An 18,346-nucleotide genomic window follows, 5' to 3' on the forward strand; every position below is an offset into this window, starting at 1 on the left:
TTTTTTTCATAATTTCAAGCTTTATATATTTAACCTCTCCTAAAGGTAGCTAATACAATTAAAATCAAAAAGCTACCTTTAGGTTTAGTTCAACACCGTATATAATTTATTGCTAGTTCTAGCCTACTTACGAAAATCCTCGCGGATTTTCTATTCGGTTTGTATTTGCTAAATTAGGTGCTTAAACCAGCGCAACTAAATCATACACCAACCGTTAGCAATAATTTAAATGAAACCCAGAATTATATTTTACATATCGTTAATTTTCATTATTTCTGGTTGCGGAATATTTAATCCAAGTCTAAAATACCAACCAAAAATTTCTGATGAATATTATTTTCCGCCAATAAGTACTGAATTCAAAGAAAGACAAGCGGAATGTATGCGTTTGGAAAACTTCCCTTGTGATTATGCCAAACCGAATGACACATTAGGAAATTTTGTTAACGAGTGGTATTCTACACATCTAAAAAGTTTAAAAGAGCCTATTTTGTATAATCAAGTTGATAATGGAAAAATGATTGTGCGCTTTACACACTTGGGAACTTGGTCTCAACCGTATTCATTTCGAATTGAAAACTCGAACGGAAAAATAACTGGAACTTATAATAGAACAAAAGGACTTGGCGGATATGATGCTGGAAGAAGAATAAAGCACGAAGAAAAAGAATTGAATATTTCTGACTGGAATTTATTAATAAATAAAATTGACAAGACTTTTTGGGAAATTCAAACACACGACCCAAATATGATTTTAGATGGCGAAGAATGGATTTTAGAAGTGTTGATAGACGAAAAATATCACGTTGTAACGAGAAACAGTCCTGATGTTTATGATGGAAAGAATTACGCTGAACTTTGCAAAGAAGTAATGAAGATATATCGCGAATAAAAACTATTGCTAACAACTAAGCATTCATGCGGTCGGTACGACCGAGCATGCAGGCCGTGTTGACTAAACCGGGTCTCTAATTATTAGTATGGGGTTTGATATGTATTTCTATAGTTCTCAGTCATGCTTCATTCTGTCTTATGATTCTTGGCACCCTTCAATAAACTTTTGGATTCTGCCTCGTGCCTTTTGCCTTACATTGCCTATCTAAAATAAAATCTGTAGTTTAGTCTCAAGTAACCGAACCATTCACGCCATCTTGGCAACCTTGAGTTATTTTAATTTAATAGTATAATGGAAATATAGATATCAAAGGTGATTATATAACATTGTAACCTGCAAGTTGAAAAAAATCGAAACTGACATAACAGACAGAACAATAAAATTTGTGGAATTTGATACCGCAAAAAACTGGATTTCGGATTTTCCGACTGACAATTGGTGTCTTATTTTAATTGCGAACGAAGAACAAACGAATTATTTTGACGAAATAATCCGAAAATCAATTGACCGAAATGTCGGTTATATCTGTGGCGTTGGAAAACAAGCTGATTTGATTCACAATATGGCGGACGAAGAAATTGGATTTCGAGATGTAGATATTGACGACCATTATTTACCTGAACACTTAATAATGACTGTTGGAGATAAAAATTTTGACAAGGGAATTTGGTACGGTCTAAATCTGACCTTTAACTCCGAAACTGAAATTAACGAAATTGTAATTGTTGACGTAACAAAAAAAGGGTTTGAAAAAACGACTGAATTAATAAAAAAATTTGAAAACGGATATTTGCCAGCGGATTAAAATCTAGAGTTAGGTCTCACAGAACTAAACGAAGTTTTAATAGGAAAAAATAAGGATGATAAATAATGTTGAAGTTTAAAGCTTCACCGTGTATATAAATCTTATTTCTCTCTTTTGTTCTTTCTATCTGTATATCTAATTTAATGAATATCAAACTTAAGAGATGTATATTTTATTGCCAGTTTGTAGTCTGGTTAAGAAAGTCCGCGAGGACTTTCTTAACCAGACTACCGGCAGGCAGGTTTGGTTTTTATTTGCTAACTTAGTAATATAATCACGTAACAATGCATACATAAACACGTTAGCATCAATTAAGAAAATCCACTTCGATAGACGACAAAAAGAACAATATGAAACTAGAATCCAACGCAACTATACAAATCCAAAAACCAATAGAAGAAGTTTTTGAAGGGATTGTAAATCCAGAGAAAATGACCAAGTATTTTATTTCTGAAAGTAGCGGCCGGCTCGAAACAGGAAAAGAAGTGATCTGGAAGTTTCCGGAATTTGAAAATAAGTACCCTATAAAAGAGGTTAAAATAGAAAGTAACAGTACAATTTCCTTTGTTTGGGACCCAGAAACCGTTGTAAAAATTACGTTAGAAAAATTACCAGACAATAGTACCATAGTAAGAGTAAACGAAAACGGAAAAGAGCTGAATGAAAACAACCTAAAGTGGGCCTTAGAAAATTCGGGCGGTTGGGCAAATTGCCTAGCCTGTATGAAAGCCTATTTGGAATATGGAATACAACTTCGACAGGGGGCGTATGACTTTATGCGAAAGAATGAAACAGTAAAATAGTGTCGAAATGAAAGTTACAGCTGAAAAAAATGAAAAGGTTGCCAATATGATATTTGCATCCATTTATCCACTTTACCTGAATAGATTGGAAAAAAATGGTAGAACAAAAGAAGAACTCAACCAAGTAATTAAATGGTTCACTGGTTTTGATAAAGATGCGTTACAAGCACTTATTGATGAAAAAGCAACTTTTAGAACATTTTTTCAAAAAGCTAAAATAAATCCAAACGCACACTTGATTAAAGGAGTGGTATGTGGTTATCGAATTGAAGAAATAGAGGATGAATTTGAAATATATAGACAATGCAGACGTATGGAAAAGCTGATTGATGAATTGGCAAGAGGCCGTAAAATGGAGAAAATTTTGCGTGAAGAAAAAAGGTAGAAACTGGTGCTAATCGAATAGATGGCTACGTCTCTAAATAGAAACAGAGTGCGCTTCTTACACCACCGTAACTACTGTTATAATCTACCTGAAAGCAAAGGCATATACGGCGGTTCACCAGATTGAACTTTGACCCCTTATTTATGTAGCCTTAGCTGTGCTTTATGGCCTTCTCTATTATGCGTTGAGAAAGCAATCATTAATTCAAAAAATTGGAATTATGAAACCAACAGAGAATGATGTGCTAGAATTTATAAGATCTATTCCAAATGAGACCAGACAGAAAGACGGACTCATGCTGATCGAAATGATGACTAAAATAACTGAATTAAAACCTGTCAAATGGGGCCATCAATAATTGGATTCGGCAGTTATATACATACATATGAAACGGGACGAGAAACTAAGTTGCCTTTGACTTCTTTTTCTCCAAGAAAACAACATTTAGTTTTGTATGTGCTCAATGGATTCGAAAACCAAGAAGAATTACTAAATGATTTAAGTAAGCATAAAACAGGCAATATATGCCTATATATAAATAAATTGGCTGACGTTCACCAAGATATTTTAGAAGAAATCATCTCTTCTGCCTATCTTAAGAATAAGCGGTATGCAGATAATAGTGAAAAAAACACCCAATTAGGTATTGGCTTTATAGACCCAATAAATTAAAAATACATCACCTTAACTGACCATACCGGTCGTATCGATGAAGCTCACCTTTTCCCTTCTGCCAACTACCTTTTGCCTAACATTAGCCTATCTAAAATAAAAACTGTAGTTTCGCTTTTATTAGAACCAACTTCACCCCCGCTTGGTTATCTTAATCACAACATCAATTTCTATTACTTAACCGCTAATACTAGTATAAACTATGCAAAAACAACTACTCTTCTTAATTATCACCATTTTCAACTTACAGTTTATAAATTCACAAGACCAAAAAGGTCAAGATATCACCGGTGTAGCAGCATGGAATCAACTTGGTGGCACCACAGCCATATCAGCTGATGGAAACCGAATCGTATTGGGAGCTCCGAGATTTGAAGGAGACGGACAATTTTACGGACATGTTAAAGTGTATGATTATAACGGATCTACTTGGGTACAGGTGGGTAACGAAATAAAAGGTTCACATAATTATAATGGTGTTGGAGCTAGAGTATCCATCTCAGCCGATGGAAATATTATTGCATTTAAAGCGGAAAATAGTTTAAACGGACCAAATACTTTAAGTAATAAAGCTGATGTTTTTGTATATGAACTAATCGGTGACAATTGGGTACAAAAAGGACAAAAACTAACTGAGAATGACTTTAGTGATCTTTTCGGAAATGCAATTTCACTTTCCGATAATGGTATGACATTAGCAATAGGAGCAGATCATAGAGCTACTGGAGCTTCGGGTAATCCTTATGTAGAAGTGTACCGATATAATAATTCTACGAACACCTGGGCTCAATTGGGAGCAACATTGGAAGGTTCAGTGGACAGTGCTTTTGGTGGTGCTGTATCCTTATCTAAGGATGGAAATACATTAGCTGTTGGAGCACCTAATAGTAACACTACCAGAGTTTATCAATTAACTGACGATACCGCACCCACATGGAGTGTACTAGGTCAACAACTTTATGGAGAATCAGGAGCCGGATATCTGTTTGGGAGCTCGGTGGCTTTATCAGATGATGGTAGAACGTTAGCCGTTGGGGATCATACTAATAACGGAAACGGAAATTCTTCAGGACATGTAAGAGTGTTCGAATATAGCGCTACTAATGGGTGGCTTCAGAAAGGAAGTGATATGGATGGAGAAAATATAGGTGATATTTCGGGAGCATCCATTTCTTTATCTTCTGATGGCAATATAGTAGCAATTGGCGCTTATAGAAATGATGCCAATGGGGATCAATCTGGTCATGTGAGGATATACAAATTTGAAGATGATTGGCAACAATCACTTTTAGATATTGATGGTGATGCTGCTGAAGATGAATTCGGTTTTTCTGTTTCTCTGTCCGGTGATGGTAATACGGTTTTGATAGGAGCACGCAACAATGATAGTAATGGTACTAACGCTGGATTAGCGCGAGTTTTTAGTCTTAATCTGGTTGAAGAGATTAATACGGTAGAGGGTTATCTCTTTTACAATGAAAATAGAGACGCTTGTCTTACTGAGGTGCCGATTCAGAACGCATTGGTTACGCTTACTACCAATGGATCTACCTATTGCACCAATACAAATACCTTAGGATATTACACTTTTACAATTGAAAACAAAGGCAGTTATACAGTATCAATTGATGATGAACTACCAGATAACTTAGTTATTCCCGAAACTGAAACGGGGACTTTTGATAGTTTTGAAAACACGCATACTATTAATTTTTGTATTGAAGGTCCTGATTACTATGATTTAAGTATAATTTTCTTACCTATAAATGAAGCCCGACCAGGTTTTGTTTCTCAGAATGATATAGTTTACACCAACAACGGGACAACTGAAATTAGTGGAGAGATTACCTTGGAATTTGATCAAAACACAATTAATGGACATAGAGCACTTCCTAACTATGATTTAATTGAGACTAATAAAATGACGTGGACTTTTTCCAACCTACAACCTTACGAGTCCCGTGTTATTTGGGCTGATTTTGAGATAGCTGCGCCTCCAACCGTTAATGGAGATGATATTTTGACATACACAGCAACAATCACAAATTCAAACACAGATGCTAACCCTTTAGATAATACCTATGTTTTAGAACAATTAGTCGTGAATTCTTTTGACCCAAATGATAAAAGAGTAAAGCAAGGAGAGACTTTTTACGAAGAAGAAGTTGGAGAGTATTTGGAGTATATGGTCCGTTTTCAAAATACAGGAACTGCCTCTGCTATTAATGTAGTACTAAAAGATACGTTGGATCCAAATTTAAACTGGGATTCTTTTAAAATGATAGCGGCCAGTCATGAGTATAAATTAAAAATTGTCGATGGCAATAAAATTGATTTCATTTTTGATAACATCCACTTACCGGATAGTACTTCAAATGAAAGAGAGAGTAACGGCTATGTATCCTTCAAGGTTAAACCTAAGAGCACTCTGACTGTCGGAGATAGTATTAAAGGAAAAGCTGATATTTATTTTGACTTTAATCTTCCTATTGAAACTAATGTAGTGAGTACCAAAGTTATTGAACGTCCCGAGCCTGTCGCGCCGATTAAAGAAAAAATTTTGGAACATATATTCGCCATCTATCCAATTCCTGTAATTGATGACAAATTATATGTCAAACTTGACAATACTAGAAATAAAATTTATAAATCCAGTTTTATAACACTTTCGGGTAAGGAGATTAGCATTACACCTGTCTCTATTAATCGAAACGAGTTTATTTTCGATACATCGTCTATTTTCTTAAAGGTGTTTTTTCTGAAATTAACGACAGATCAAGGGGTTCATATAGAAAAGATTGTAAAATAAGATCTAATTTGAAATAGCAACTTTGGATTAAATGTATGTCAGAAGTTTATACCGAATGGATATTTTAACCAATCCAATATCTAGAAGTGATATGCCTATACAAGATTAAAAGATTTAAAGAATGAGGAAGTAGTAAAGAAATATTGAAATCTGACGCAACCTTTTAAAGTTTTGCAGACTATTAAGATATAGAACATAAAAACAAATAGTTATGAAAAGACAGTTGATATGCTTAGTAACCATCTTGTTCATTTTAAGCTCCTGTGCGGATGATGAAAATATTGCTGAAAAACAAACGACTAACAAGAAGAACGTGACGGACTGTGAGCTAACCATTGAACCAAATACCTTAGTATCAATTTGTGTGGATGGAGCCAGTGTTGCCTTACCAGACGAAGTGATAACATTTGCATCCACATTTTACTCCAAAAATGACGATCCCGCTACTTCACAATTTTTATGGACAATAGAATCCGGTAGTATGCAAATTATGAATATTGAAAACACATTTGATGAACTCATCGCAAAGTCTATCGCCACGATAAAATTCAGTTCTAACTATTCAGGTAATGGTATTATAGTTGTTAAGGCTGAAAATGAAACCGGAAGCGGATCAGACAAACATCTAATTGATTTGGAATCAAATTAATAGTGAGGTTGTAGGAGTTGCTTCAATAGCCAACTTGTTAGCAATAATAATCTTGGAAGGTAGGCCTTTAACCAATAGGTAATTCTAACCTTCCCTTGTTTCTGTATTGGTCGTATTTAGAAAATCGAAGCTTTTGAATAAAGCCTAAAAAGTTTATTTATGTAATCAAATTTTTCAAGAGCATTAGATTCCAACAATAATTATTCTCCATCCAACTGTAATCTTATAAACGCTGCTATTAACATCACACCCTATATTTCTCTAACTTTTGGGCTCTATCATCCTGCCCAAAAGTTTTATGTAAAAAATTACTTGTAAAACCCTATGATTCAAATAATTTATTTTATTTTTATACAAATAATCTTTTAAAATCTATTTTATGCTTAAAAACATTTCAAATTTAGGAACAATTTTATCAAAAGAAGAAAAACAATCTATAACAGGTTCTTCTCGTGGTCCCAGTATGTCTGAATTATGTAAAAGTTTTTGTTACGGGGAAGGAATGATTGTAGGAGGCTATGTCTTTGAAACAACTTGTACTTGTAATTAAAATAAGTTACAGTATTGATTTTGAAAGGCTGTCGAAAAAGACAGTCTTTTTTATTTAATTTAATTTGAGAATTTCTACCTTCAAAGAAGATAGTAAAGTAAAGTTGATTTTATTATTTAATATTCAACATAGATAACAGTATCACTTTCTAATTATTCAACAAAGACCCTTCTCAAAACCATGGCAGAAAAATGGTTATCGATTATGTCCAAAAGTTTAGCAACTTATGTGAATTAAATGGCACCAAACTCTGTTATATTTTGATTTAGCCTCCTTTCAACCAATATCATACATTTGAGGATGTCGTAAAGAATTATACAGATACTGCATGAATCAAACACTCCATTTTACTGATGGTGGGTGAGCTATGCAAGGAGTCTATCAACAACATTGATAGGCATATACTTTATGGTTCTGATGGGTTTCACCTATCTTTGAAAGACAGCCAGTTCGCTGCCGAAACAGTTACCGCTAACCTCTTCTTAAGAAACTACTCTAGAATTAGAAAATTCTTGAGCTTCCTTATACCCTGAACCCCAATATCATCATAAATAACTGATGTACAGAGTATTTATATCCTTATAAGTTCATTCTGAAGTATCGCTTCATTAATCTCCGCGGTTACATGCTTATGGCTGTTGAAGAAGTGTTGATTAGAACGTAATGCCAGAGTAGCCAATAAACTGCCATCCTTCTGCTCTCTAATTGACGTTATTATAACTTTTTCACCTTTTACCTTTTTATAATTAGCAATTCCCCCTCTTTTTATGATGAAGTTAGCTCTCGGGAAATCGATATATTTATAAGAATCATTATCAACTTCTCCTATAATAAAAACATCTCCTACCTTCACATCTATAGTAGTTTCTTGTGCATACATTGTCACGGACAAAAAACTTATTAAAAGAGCAAATACAATATGATTTTTCATGATATAGCATTTTAATTATACTATAAATATAAACAAATCTAAATCCTTAAAAAAGCATAATTGATTGAAAATCTCCTATAGAAAACTTGTTCTATTACATAAATTTTTAGCAGATTTTGGTCAAACTAAAATCACTCCTTTACATTCCTAATATTTTGTAAAACTAGGCTGTATCAGGACTCCTGCTCGCCCTCTTTCAGCTTTTGACTACTAGCCTTTGACTAACATTTATTTATCTTAAATAACAAATGTTATGTAGTTATAGTTAAATCTACACCCAATAGTCTAATTTGCTAATCAAGTATTATTTTTTATTTGTAATTTAAGTCTTCTAAAAAATTCCAATTCTTTATGATGCTATTATAAAAGAGACAAGAACAAATACTTATGAACTACATAATCTATATGATAACTTTATTTTCTTCCCTGCAATCACAGACAATTTTTGATTTTAATAAAAAGTCAGATATTCAAAACTGGACCGTTGTAGACGACGTGGTGATGGGTGGAGAATCATCAGGCACTTTCATCTTAAGTGCTGATGGCTTTGGTGTTTTTAAAGGCAGTATTTCCCTAGAAAATAACGGAGGATTCTCTTCTGTAAGACATAGATTAGACAAAGTATTGGTAAAGGAAAACATTAAAATTGTCATTAAACTTAAGGGGGATGGTAAAACATACCAATTTAGAATTAAATCGAATGCAGGAGATTATTATTCCTATATCGCACCCTTTAAAACTTCCGGAGAATGGCAGGAAATTGAAATCCTACTAAAAGACATGTACCCTTCTTTTAGAGGAAGAAAGCTGGATCAACCGAACTTTTCAAAAGCTTATTTTGAAGAAATCACTTTTCTGATAGGTAATAAAAAAAAGGAACAGTTTAAACTATTGATAGACGAAATAACCTTAAAATAAGAGCTACCTCCTTACTTTTGCAAAATGATAATAATAATCGGAGCGGGTTTGTCCGGGCTTTTAATCGGATACAGGCTAAAGAAAGAAGGGGTTCCCTTTAAAATTCTGGAAGCTAGACCAAGAATCGGTGGAAGAATACATACAGTTTGCGGAGCGAATTCTACATCCGTCGAAATGGGTGCCACCTGGTTTACCGATCAACACATCAATCTATTGGCACTTATTGATGAGTTAGCAATTGAAAAATATGAACAATATATGGGAAGGACAGCATACTTCCAACCCTCTGCTACTACCCCTATTCAGTCCATACAAATCCCTAATCAACAACCACCCAGCTATAGAATCGCAGGAGGTACATCGCACCTTATAAATACCCTTTACCAAAAATTAGATAGCAACGATGTACTATTGAACCAAACGGTTAGCGAAATTAAATTTCATGAAAAATCTGTAGAGATTATCGCTAATCAAACCTTTATTGGTGACAGGGTTATCTTAGCCATTCCTCCTAAATTATGGGCAAATAATATATCTTTTGAGCCTCCTTTACCTACTAATTTAATGCAAATAGGCGCAGAAACACACACCTGGATGGAAGATTCCATTAAGGTTGCCTTAATCTATAGACAACCCTTCTGGGAACAGCAACATACATCTGCCACTTTCTTTAGTAATATAGGACCTGTTACCGAGCTGTATGATCATTGTGATTTTCAAAGATCCCACTACGCGCTCTGTGGTTTTATTCATCCATCCTTTAAAAATCTCACAGATGAGGATAGACGGATTCACGTAATTGAACAAATGCAGAAGGTTTATGGAGCTAAAGCCGGAGAATATATTGAATATAAAGAATGTATCTGGAAGAATGAGAAATTTACCTATGAAGTCTCTGCTATTGAACTCTTCCCCCACCAAAATAATGGTAATGCCATTTTTAATACATCTTTATTCGAAGGTAAATTGTTATTAGCTGGTTCTGAAGTAGCATCAGAGTTTCCCGGATATATGGAAGGTGCAGTATATTCTGGAAATATTATTGCCCAAAGAATTGTAAAAGCACAGTCCCTATAGATTTTAGTATCCCTTCAGGTTTCTATAGTAGAAAGTATCATATATCTATGGCGTTGTACATATTAGCCGATACGAATGATTCTGGTTGTCTTGCCCTGGTTTAAAAGATTTTCCTAAAACATTCTATGACTTCACTTAATTTTATATTTGAATTTTATTGGTTACCTTAGTCTTATACACATAGCTACCTATAAGTAAGCGTATTACATGTGTATTTAGATCAAAAAATATAGCATGTTCAAAAAATTAAGCCTTGTACTCTTGTTATTGATCGGATTTACAAATCAAATCAATGCTCAAAATTTGAATAATTTAAAACAGATTAATGAAGTCTGGGATAGATTTTATCAAGCTTTTGATTCGTTGGATCATCGATTAATGGCCGAGATTCATTCCAAGAAATTAATCCGTATTTCTGGTGGTAAAAGAATAATTGATTATGACACGTACATCAATAATTACAAAACAACTTTTGAAAATGCTAAGAATGATTCGCTTACTAATACTATTTCCCTTCGCTTCTTTGAAAGAATTAATAATGATTCCATTGCCAGTGAAAGAGGTATTTATAAGCTTGTTAGAATTAAAAGTAATTCAACCAAGCAAACGTATTACGGCAAATTTCATGTACTCCTAAAAAAAGAAGGGGATATCTGGAAAATCTTCATGGATTATGATTCTAATGAAGCTAATAGCATTGGACAAAAAGACTACTTAAAGGCATTCGGATTATATGATTTTGATAAATATACTTCAAACTAATATGGTATTCTAACCGCCGAAAACAATGCTGTCAATTTCTATTTTAATGTTCAGCAGTATTCTTTTAAAGAGCAATAGATTTTTTAAACTGTTGTGGTGTCATCATCTCCATCTTCTTAAACTGTCTGTTAAAATAACTGGTACTATTAAAACCGGATTTATAGGCTATTTCAGACATCCTGAAATCCTTGGATTCTTTAATTAGTTTCTTCGAAAATTTAATTTTTTCAGAATTGATATAATCAATTGGAGAAATACCTAATGTATTTTTAAATTTTTTATGAAAATGCGACGTACTCATATATGCTTTTTTAGCTAAAACCTCGACATGTAAGTCTTTATTGGTTAGGTTATCTTTAATATACTTGATAACAGTACCTATTCTGGTATCACTAAAAAAATGATGACTGTGATCCAAAAGTAACGATTTTGCCTTAGTCTGTAGTAACCTGACGATTAGCTCTTGTATCATTAAATCCAAAAGCACATCTTTGGATTTATCGTTATTTGTAAAGGTGTAAGTTAATCGTTGGATCAACTGATTCACATCCGCATTATTAGTTAAATGAGAGGCGCTAGCTTCCAGATTCCAATGGCTATTTTCATTTTCAATGGCAACCTGTTGATTAAATTTTTCGACCACTTCATTAATTTTGAAAGCATCAATACCTAAGGCTAAACATTGAGTAGGACTACTCTTTGTAGCTATCGGAAAATCAATAATCATTTCGTTTTTTGCAGGCATGACAACCGATTCTCCAGGATAAAAATTGAAAGGCTCAAAACCCTCTAGATGCATTACCTTCTTACCGGATAACATACTGGCTATGACCGGGAAATCAAAACTTAATAAAACACTTTTAGCAAATGCGTGCGTTTCATAAATATTTAACTCAGCATATTCTGCGCTATACGTAGTCCTGTTTTCAACCAGCGTAGTCAGTTTTCGCGTTTCTTTATGTTGCTTTAGTATGGATTGCATTCTTAATAGTACAAAATTTTAAAAGACACCTATGCAGATCTAAGAGATATGTTCAACAGTATGATACATATGTTCAAGATAATTAGAATATGATAAAATAACTTTATACAAAATACGTATAATTTAATTTTTAGATCAATATTTTAACTATTTCCTAATCAAATACAATTTTACATGAGTTATTCAAAACCAAAGTTTAAGGAAAAATATTCAAATTTCATCAATGGAGAATTCGTTGCGCCACTAGATGGTCAATACTTTGACAACACCTCTCCTATTGATAATAGTTTTATAGCAAAATATCCACGATCCCAAAAAGAAGATGTGGAAAAAGCATTGGATGCGGCTAATGCAGCCAAGGTAGCTTGGGGAAATACTTCTGCCACAGAAAGGGCTACGTTACTCAATAAAGTAGCAGATATCATTGAAGCCAATCTTGAAGAATTTGCCCTTGTTGAAACTTGCGACAACGGAAAACCCATTAGAGAAACCTTAAATGCTGACATTCCCTTATGTGTGGATCATTGGCGATACTTTGCTGCGTGTATTCGAGCTGAAGAGGGAAGCGCTACAGAACTGGATCAGCATACACTATCTATGAATATTAAAGAACCCTTGGGCGTAGTGGGTCAGATCATTCCGTGGAATTTTCCGTTATTAATGTTATCATGGAAATTACCACCCGCACTGGTAACCGGTAATTGTGTAGTTTTAAAACCTGCAGAACAAACTCCTTCGTCCGCTACCCTATTAATGGAAAAGATTGCTGACGTTTTTCCTCCCGGAGTGATTAATATAATCCATGGATTTGGTCCTGAAGCCGGAAAACCTTTAGCGTCAAGCGCCAAAGTAAACAAAGTGGCTTTTACGGGAGAAACCACCACCGGACAACTCATCATGCAATATGCATCAAAAAATCTCAATCCTGTAACAATGGAGTTAGGTGGTAAATCTCCAAATCTTTTCTTTAACAGTGTTATGGATGCAGACGATGCGTATTTGGATAAAGCGATCGAAGGAGCCGTGTTATTCGCTTTCAATCAAGGAGAAGTATGTACCTGTCCGTCACGAATCCTAGTACAAGAAGATATATATGACGCGTTTATGGAACGTGTGATTGACAGAACGAATGCTATTATTCAAGATAATCCATATGACCCTAATACAATGGTCGGTGCGCAGGCATCAAACGATCAATATGAAAAAATAAAATCCTATTTTAAAATTGGTAAAGATGAAGGAGCAAAAGTATTGACCGGCGGAGGGGCTAATAAACTAAGTGGAGATTTAGCAAATGGATTTTACATTAAACCTACCTTACTCGAAGGTCATAATAAAATGAGAGTTTTTCAAGAAGAAATTTTTGGGCCTGTGGCATGTGTAACCAAATTTAAAGATGAGGCAGAAGCTATAGAGATTGCCAATGATACTCTCTATGGGCTAGGTGCCGGAGTCTGGACGCGTGATGCGCATCAACTATATCAAATTCCAAGAGCCATAAAGGCTGGACGTGTTTGGGTAAACTGTTATCACACCTATCCTGCGCATGCTCCTTTTGGAGGGTATAAGAAATCCGGTTTTGGGAGAGAGAATCATGTTATGATGCTTAACTATTATCGTCAAACTAAAAACATGCTTATTTCTTATGATAAAAACAAGTTAGGATTCTTCTAAAAAAACCCGTCTGTAAAGGGCTGAATTCCATCTATATTTTCAGCCTTTTAAAATCTATGTACTATGCAAAGAATTGCTATTACCAAAAAAGCTGCGAATATTTTAGAACAACTAAAAGCAACTCATGGGGAATTAATTTTTCATCAAAGTGGTGGATGCTGTGATGGCTCGTCTCCCATGGTTTTTGAGAAGGAGGAAATGTATCTGGATGAAAGTGATGTGCTCTTGGGAAATCTCTCAGGTGTAAATTTTTATATGAATCAAGATCAGTTTGAATATTGGAAGCACACACATATAACAGTTGACATCACCGAAGGCAGAGGCTCCAGTTTTTCATTAGAAATCCCATTGGGTGTGAGATTTATTATTCATTCAAGACTTTTGACCAAGGAAGAAATTGACATGCTAAATCCAAGCTAGTACATAGTTTGGACAAAAATTTATTTTATTAAACCTTCGATAGATTCATAACCTGTACAGCTCAAAAACATTTCTTATAATTTTGAAATATCTCAGTTAACAGCTTATTCTTCTTCTTTCTTATTGAACTTTGCTTTTTTACTTCCTTCGTACATTTCGTACTTAACTAAGCGTCCTTCCAATTTCCCGTTAAACACTTTTATTTTTCTTGATGGACGTAAGCCTACAAATTTTAATCCTTCCAGATTGGATGTAATAAACCAGGCATTGGTACCTGGATATCCTTGTTTTAAAGCATCACCTATTTGTCCGTAAAATTCTTCTATATTAAGCTGTTGTAAGCGTTCGCCATATGGTGGGTTAAAAACCATATGCAACGGACCTTCAGTTTGTTTTATACTTTCAAAGAAGTTGTCTTCTTTTACTGTAATAAAATCTGAGAGATTTGCATTGATAATATTTTCTTTTGCCTTCCGCACAGCAGATGGAGCTTTATCTGATGCATATATTTTGTAATTAAAATCTCTAACTTTCTTAAGTGATACTTCTTCAATCTTTTCGAATAAATCCATATCCCAGTCTAACCATTTTTCAAAAGCGAATTCCTTACGATTTAAATTAGCCGGTATATTACAAGCAATCATTGCCGCTTCTATGGCCAAGGTGCCACTACCACACATAGGATCCATAAAATTGCTCTGGCCGCGCCATCCAGAATGTAATAAAATGCCTGCTGCCAGTACTTCATTAATTGGGGCAATATTGGTCGCCGTACGATACCCTCTATGATGCAAGGAGCCTCCGGAGCTATCAAGCGATATGGTGCACATATCCTCTTGAATATGTATATTGATAGTTAAATCCGGATATTGGGTATCGACATCAGGACGCTCTCCTTTGTCCTCTCTAAATTTATCAACAATAGCATCTTTCGTTTTTAGTGAAACAAATTGTGAGTGTTTAAAAACCGTTGAATGTACCGTTGCATAGATAGCAAAGGTGTCTCTAGCATCCATATACTGTTCCCAATCAATAGACTTTACAAAATTGTAAAGATCTTTATCGTTGCGTATCCTCTTATCGCCAATCGGTTTTAGAATTTTAAGCGCCGTGCGTAAGCATAAGTTTGCTTTATACATAAACCCGAGGTCTCCATAAAAACTAACGATTCTATTCCCTATCTTTACCCTTTCTGCACCTAGATCTCTAAGCTCTTTTGCTAATAATTCTTCGAAGCCAAAAAAAGTTTTGGCGGTCATTTTATATGAATTGCTCACTATATTGTTATTCTCTGGTTATAAATTGCAAAAATACATTAATTTTGCCCTCTATGCTAAAAGATTCTACAAAGTGGTATGCGTCATGGTTTGACACACCCTATTATCATATTTTATACAAAGATCGAGATCATACTGAAGCACATAGCTTTATGGATAAGCTCACGCAATATCTCAATTTAAACCCGGGCGAAAAAGTACTAGATCTTGCGTGTGGGAAAGGAAGGCACAGTATTTATTTAAACTCCTTAGGACTTGATGTTACCGGGGTAGATTTGTCTCCAAAAAGTATTGAACACGCTCAAAAATTTAGCAATGAGACACTAAATTTTGCTGTGCATGATATGTGCAAAGCTTACGGACATCAATTCGATGCGGTATTTAACCTATTTACCAGCTTTGGTTATTTTGATCATGAAGAAGATAACTTGAACACATTGAAAGCTATTAAGGCGGATCTTAATTCAACCGGAATTGCCTGTATCGATTTTTTAAATGTCCCCTATATACTTAATAACCTAGTAGCAGAAGAAACAAAAGTGGTAGATAATATTTCTTTTGATTTAAAGCGGTATTATAAGGAAGGCCATATCTTTAAAGAAATTCGTTTTTCTGATAAAGGGGAAGACTATTTTTATACCGAGCGTGTCAAAGCTATAACGCTAGCTGACTTTAAACAATTGTTTGAAAAAGCAGATATATACTTATTAGATACTTTCGGAGATTACTCTTTAAGTTCATATCATGAGAATCATTCACCAAGACTTATTTTAATTTTCAAATAGTGTATAACTATCTACCTTCCATTCTTGCTGTCGTTATCGGTTTTTGTATTGTATATATATTTAAGCCGAATAACCAGAAAAATCTAAAGTTATTATTAGCATTTAGCGGCGCTTTTCTGTTAGCAATTACCATATTCAATTTACTTCCTGAAGTTTTTGAAAATCATGATACATCTAAATCTATCGGAGTTTGGATTATGATCGGAATTTTGTTTCAAAAAATTCTGGAGTATTTTTCAAGAGGTGCAGAGCACGGGCATTTACATTTGGACGAAAAAACTAGCAGAGTTCCTGTGCTACTTTTTATCAGTTTGGGGATTCATGCCTTATTAGAAGGGTTTCCTATTCATCATAGTGATGGTATTTTATTGGGAATTATTGTTCATAAAATTCCGATTGCGATGATATTAACTACATTTCTTTTAAAAACAGAAATCAAACGACCCATCATTTTCCTATTACTTTCTATTTTTGCCATGATGACACCTTTGGGGACCTTCATTGCCGAATATGTAACCGAATTACAACAATATTATAAGGAAATAACGGCTATAGTTATTGGGATATTCTTGCACGTTTCTACCACTATTCTATTTGAGAGTAATGAGGGTCATAAATTCAACGTTACAAAGTTGGCTGTTATCTTATTGGCTACTGTAATTGCCTATTTTATTTAATATGTTTAGTAAAGAACAATCAAAACATATACGTCAACAATTTTGGATTCGTTTCGGAAAAGCATATCCAAGAAAATGGCTGTTATATAATACCAAAATTAAGGATGTTAGTTTAAAGTTTTACTTTTCTACTAAGCAAGCACAAGTTTCTATTGATATAGAACAAACTGATGAATTACTACAGGCTTATTATTTCGATAAATTAGTGAGTCTCCAGTCAATCCTAAAAGAAAATTACGGAGCAGAATATATTTTTGATGACAACTACACGCTTGAGAATGGTAAAGTTATCTCACGAGTTTATATAACTAAAGGACAGGTTAGTATACATAATCCTAATACCTGGGAAGATACTATGCTATTTTTGAATCATCATATGGAGCAGTTGGAAGATTTCTTTGTCACTTATCAAGATTTTATTGAGAGTTGATGATACAGATGTTACAATACTATTTGACAACGTATTGATAAATAAACAGATAATGTAAAAAACTGCCTCCCATCACAAACAAGTGCCAAATTACGTGATTAAACCACATCTTTTCTTTTACATAAAATATAATCCCCAAACTGTATACAAGTCCGCCGGCTAAGAGCATTAATAATCCTTCCATACCGACCTTACCTATTAGATTTGAAATGTCAAATACGATTAGCCATCCCATAATGAGATACAACAATAACGAAATAATTTCAAATCTTCCCGTATAAAATATCTTTAAACAAGATCCTAAAAGTGCTAGCGTCCATACAGCAATAAAAATTTCTAAACCATAGCCGTCAGATATTGTAATCAGCGTAACAGGACTATAGGTGCCTGCTATTAACACATAAATGCTGATATGATCTAAAATTCTAAGATTCTGTTTATGTTTACTATTTCTAGTGTAATGATATAGAAAAGAAACTAAATATAATAACGAAAGGGAAATACTATATATTACGATAGAAAAAAACACTTTATCATCATGGAGATCAGCACTTTGAAGCAACAAATAAGCACCTAGAAGTGAAAGTAAGAAACCCAAACCATGAGTTCTCCAATTCCATGTTTCTTCTATAATTGATTGATTAAGCATTGATAATAGTCATTAGATGGATGATAACATAGCAAACTACAAAGTTAGTCGAAAACTTAAAACATCGCATTTTCAGGTATAAAAAAACCCTTCATCGTTATGATGAAGGGTTTCAAAAAAGGCGGTGACCTACTCTTCCACAGTAGTAGTACCATCGGCGCTAACGGGCTTAACTTCTCTGTTCGGAAAGGTAAGA

At 34.2% G+C, this 18,346-nt stretch carries 21 protein-coding genes and 1 rRNA gene; 17 read left to right on the forward strand and 5 right to left on the reverse strand.

Features of this window, described 5'->3' with window-relative positions:
- Positions 1-229: 229 nt before the first annotated feature.
- From BD809_RS15270 to BD809_RS15685, 9 genes are all read left to right on the forward strand, one after another.
- Positions 230-892 carry a hypothetical protein gene (locus BD809_RS15270; RefSeq protein ID WP_148783854.1) on the forward strand — a complete coding sequence of 221 codons (663 nt, stop codon included), beginning with the start codon at positions 230-232 and terminating at the stop codon, positions 890-892.
- Positions 893-1,280: 388 nt separating this feature from the next.
- Positions 1,281-1,700 carry a hypothetical protein gene (locus tag BD809_RS15275; protein ID WP_148783855.1) on the forward strand — a complete coding sequence of 140 codons (420 nt, stop codon included), beginning with the start codon at positions 1,281-1,283 and terminating at the stop codon, positions 1,698-1,700.
- Positions 1,701-2,050: 350 nt separating this feature from the next.
- Entirely contained in the window at positions 2,051-2,503 is a 453-nt protein-coding gene (locus BD809_RS15280; RefSeq protein ID WP_148783856.1) for an SRPBCC domain-containing protein, read from the forward strand.
- Between the two features lie 7 nt (positions 2,504-2,510).
- Positions 2,511-2,888 (forward strand): DUF2200 domain-containing protein, encoded by a 378-nt coding sequence (locus tag BD809_RS15285; protein WP_148783857.1) that lies wholly within the window; start codon positions 2,511-2,513, stop codon positions 2,886-2,888.
- 220 nt (positions 2,889-3,108) lie between these two features.
- Entirely contained in the window at positions 3,109-3,246 is a 138-nt protein-coding gene (locus BD809_RS15680) for a hypothetical protein (RefSeq protein ID WP_170251917.1), read from the forward strand.
- Positions 3,231-3,560, forward strand: coding sequence for a DUF1801 domain-containing protein (locus tag BD809_RS15290; RefSeq protein WP_148783858.1), 330 nt, complete (start codon positions 3,231-3,233; stop codon positions 3,558-3,560). The genes BD809_RS15680 and BD809_RS15290 overlap by 16 nt, the downstream gene beginning before the upstream one ends.
- A 202-nt stretch (positions 3,561-3,762) precedes the next feature.
- Positions 3,763-6,369, forward strand: coding sequence for a DUF7619 domain-containing protein (locus BD809_RS15295; protein ID WP_148783859.1), 2,607 nt, complete (start codon positions 3,763-3,765; stop codon positions 6,367-6,369).
- A gap of 211 nt (positions 6,370-6,580) precedes the next feature.
- Complete coding sequence (locus tag BD809_RS15300) at positions 6,581-7,018, forward strand: hypothetical protein (protein ID WP_148783860.1); 438 nt, start codon at positions 6,581-6,583, stop codon at positions 7,016-7,018.
- 379 nt (positions 7,019-7,397) lie between these two features.
- The gene (locus BD809_RS15685) at positions 7,398-7,568 is read left to right on the forward strand and encodes a hypothetical protein (RefSeq protein ID WP_170251919.1); all 171 of its coding nucleotides are present in this window, start codon (positions 7,398-7,400) and stop codon (positions 7,566-7,568) included.
- Positions 7,569-8,139: 571 nt separating this feature from the next.
- Here BD809_RS15685 and BD809_RS15305 read toward each other — a convergent pair.
- A complete protein-coding gene (locus BD809_RS15305; protein ID WP_148783861.1) occupies positions 8,140-8,499 on the reverse strand; it encodes a dihydroorotase in 360 nt (119 codons plus the stop codon).
- 387 nt (positions 8,500-8,886) lie between these two features.
- Between BD809_RS15305 and BD809_RS15310 the strand changes: the two genes are divergently transcribed.
- The 3 genes from BD809_RS15310 to BD809_RS15320 all read left to right on the forward strand — a co-directional run bounded on the left by BD809_RS15310 (position 8,887) and on the right by BD809_RS15320 (position 11,256).
- Entirely contained in the window at positions 8,887-9,417 is a 531-nt protein-coding gene (locus BD809_RS15310) for a CIA30 family protein (protein ID WP_148783862.1), read from the forward strand.
- 24 nt (positions 9,418-9,441) lie between these two features.
- Positions 9,442-10,494: a flavin monoamine oxidase family protein gene (locus BD809_RS15315; RefSeq protein WP_148783863.1), complete on the forward strand. Its 1,053-nt coding sequence runs from the start codon at positions 9,442-9,444 to the stop codon at positions 10,492-10,494.
- Positions 10,495-10,728: 234 nt separating this feature from the next.
- Positions 10,729-11,256, forward strand: a complete 528-nt coding sequence (locus tag BD809_RS15320) for a nuclear transport factor 2 family protein (protein ID WP_148783864.1) — start codon at positions 10,729-10,731, stop codon at positions 11,254-11,256.
- A 64-nt stretch (positions 11,257-11,320) separates the two neighbouring features.
- Here the strand turns inward: BD809_RS15320 and BD809_RS15325 are convergent, their stop codons facing one another.
- Complete coding sequence (locus BD809_RS15325; RefSeq protein ID WP_148783865.1) at positions 11,321-12,238, reverse strand: AraC family transcriptional regulator; 918 nt, start codon at positions 12,236-12,238, stop codon at positions 11,321-11,323.
- Positions 12,239-12,412: 174 nt separating this feature from the next.
- Between BD809_RS15325 and BD809_RS15330 the strand changes: the two genes are divergently transcribed.
- Together BD809_RS15330 and BD809_RS15335 are read left to right on the forward strand one after the other, a co-directional pair.
- Positions 12,413-13,912, forward strand: a complete 1,500-nt coding sequence (locus tag BD809_RS15330) for an aldehyde dehydrogenase family protein (RefSeq protein WP_148783866.1) — start codon at positions 12,413-12,415, stop codon at positions 13,910-13,912.
- A 63-nt stretch (positions 13,913-13,975) separates the two neighbouring features.
- A complete protein-coding gene (locus BD809_RS15335; protein ID WP_148783867.1) occupies positions 13,976-14,332 on the forward strand; it encodes a DUF779 domain-containing protein in 357 nt (118 codons plus the stop codon).
- A 104-nt stretch (positions 14,333-14,436) separates the two neighbouring features.
- Here the strand turns inward: BD809_RS15335 and BD809_RS15340 are convergent, their stop codons facing one another.
- Positions 14,437-15,591: a THUMP domain-containing class I SAM-dependent RNA methyltransferase gene (locus BD809_RS15340; RefSeq protein ID WP_148783868.1), complete on the reverse strand. Its 1,155-nt coding sequence runs from the start codon at positions 15,589-15,591 to the stop codon at positions 14,437-14,439.
- Positions 15,592-15,662: 71 nt separating this feature from the next.
- Here BD809_RS15340 and BD809_RS15345 point away from each other — a divergent pair, with 71 nt between their 5' ends.
- Genes BD809_RS15345 through BD809_RS15355 form a run of 3 tightly spaced genes read left to right on the forward strand, consistent with a single transcriptional unit; the run spans position 15,663 to position 17,501 of the window.
- The gene (locus BD809_RS15345; protein ID WP_148783869.1) at positions 15,663-16,394 is read left to right on the forward strand and encodes a class I SAM-dependent methyltransferase; all 732 of its coding nucleotides are present in this window, start codon (positions 15,663-15,665) and stop codon (positions 16,392-16,394) included.
- Positions 16,394-17,071 carry a ZIP family metal transporter gene (locus tag BD809_RS15350; protein ID WP_317130883.1) on the forward strand — a complete coding sequence of 226 codons (678 nt, stop codon included), beginning with the start codon at positions 16,394-16,396 and terminating at the stop codon, positions 17,069-17,071. The genes BD809_RS15345 and BD809_RS15350 overlap by 1 nt, the downstream gene beginning before the upstream one ends.
- Position 17,072: 1 nt before the next feature.
- The gene (locus BD809_RS15355; protein ID WP_148783871.1) at positions 17,073-17,501 is read left to right on the forward strand and encodes a DUF4268 domain-containing protein; all 429 of its coding nucleotides are present in this window, start codon (positions 17,073-17,075) and stop codon (positions 17,499-17,501) included.
- Positions 17,502-17,520: 19 nt separating this feature from the next.
- Here the strand turns inward: BD809_RS15355 and trhA are convergent, their stop codons facing one another.
- A complete protein-coding gene (gene trhA / locus BD809_RS15360) occupies positions 17,521-18,150 on the reverse strand; it encodes a PAQR family membrane homeostasis protein TrhA (protein ID WP_148783872.1) in 630 nt (209 codons plus the stop codon).
- Positions 18,151-18,266: 116 nt separating this feature from the next.
- A 5S ribosomal RNA gene (gene rrf, locus BD809_RS16065) occupies positions 18,267-18,346 on the reverse strand; the annotation flags it as partial.

It is taken from the genome of Aquimarina intermedia, assembly GCF_008124785.1.
GTDB lineage: Bacteria > Bacteroidota > Bacteroidia > Flavobacteriales > Flavobacteriaceae > Aquimarina > Aquimarina intermedia.